2 protein-coding genes are annotated in these 887 nt (G+C 53.6%); both read left to right on the forward strand.

The window, feature by feature from the left end; all coding sequences use genetic code 11:
• Positions 1-174 precede the first annotated feature (174 nt).
• Positions 175-405 carry a type II toxin-antitoxin system HicA family toxin gene (locus tag SMB34_RS18530; RefSeq protein ID WP_240478872.1) on the forward strand — a complete coding sequence of 77 codons (231 nt, stop codon included), beginning with the start codon at positions 175-177 and terminating at the stop codon, positions 403-405.
• Positions 402-752, forward strand: a complete 351-nt coding sequence (locus SMB34_RS18535) for a type II toxin-antitoxin system HicB family antitoxin (RefSeq protein ID WP_037992300.1) — start codon at positions 402-404, stop codon at positions 750-752. The genes SMB34_RS18530 and SMB34_RS18535 overlap by 4 nt, the downstream gene beginning before the upstream one ends.
• The last annotated feature ends 135 nt before the right edge of the window (positions 753-887 follow it).

An 887-nucleotide genomic window follows, 5' to 3' on the forward strand; every position in this document is an offset into this window, starting at 1 on the left:
CATATCGACAGCCCGGCCGGGCCAAGCATCGTGATTTCGGCAGCGGGGTTGTTTGTCCTGAGCGCGATGATGTCGATGGTTTTGAAGCGGATCTGATCAGCTATCACTTAGTGATTGCGGTTTTCGATTTTGCTATCATATAATGATAGCATGCAGGGCAAGCACAGAAAAACCTTGGTTGCAGTTTTTACCGATCCGTTATCTGCTAGTATTGAATGGCGGGCAATTGAGGCTTTGCTGAAAGCCACGGGTGCAAATGTGATTGAAGGCAGCGGATCGCGGGTTCGGTTCGAAAAGGATGGCGAAATCGCCACTTTCCATCGACCGCATCCGGCCAAAGAGGCCAAGCGGTATCAGGTACGCGATGCGCGTGATTTTCTGATCCGCACAGGAGTAACGCCATGAATGCAATGACTTACAAAGGTTATATGGCGCGCGTCGAATTTGATTCCGATGACGAGATTTTCGTCGGCCATATTGCCGGTATTCGGGATCGTGTCGGATTTCATGCCGATACGGTTGCGGATTTGAAGGAAGCCTTTTACGAGGCGGTAGACGATTATCTTGAGACCTGTACCAAGACGGGCAAGACGCCGCAAAAACCTTATTCCGGCAAGATGATGTTGCGGGTCAGTCCCGATATTCACCGGAAGGCAGCGATTGCCGCAGAACTGGCGGGTAAAAGCCTTAACCAGTGGAGCGAGGAAATCATCGAAAAGGCGGTCAAACGCAAGGAGCCTTCGACCGCCTGATATTCGTTCCGGGCCGGAAATCGCGGCAGCGGAAAGCATTCCGGCGGCCTGGGCGCGGTTTTTTGCCAGAACGCCCGAGCAGATGGCAATTGGTGCGGCCCTGTTCGGGGCGGCATCGGTCATGGCGGGGATCAG

The organism is Thalassospira permensis NBRC 106175, from assembly GCF_000714555.1.
Classification (GTDB): domain Bacteria; phylum Pseudomonadota; class Alphaproteobacteria; order Rhodospirillales; family Thalassospiraceae; genus Thalassospira; species Thalassospira xiamenensis.

Excerpts from the sequence above, each read along its gene's own strand:
- SMB34_RS18535 (WP_037992300.1), top strand. The coding sequence starts at position 402 with ATGAATGCAATGACTTACAAAGGTTATATGGCGCGCGTCGAATTTGAT.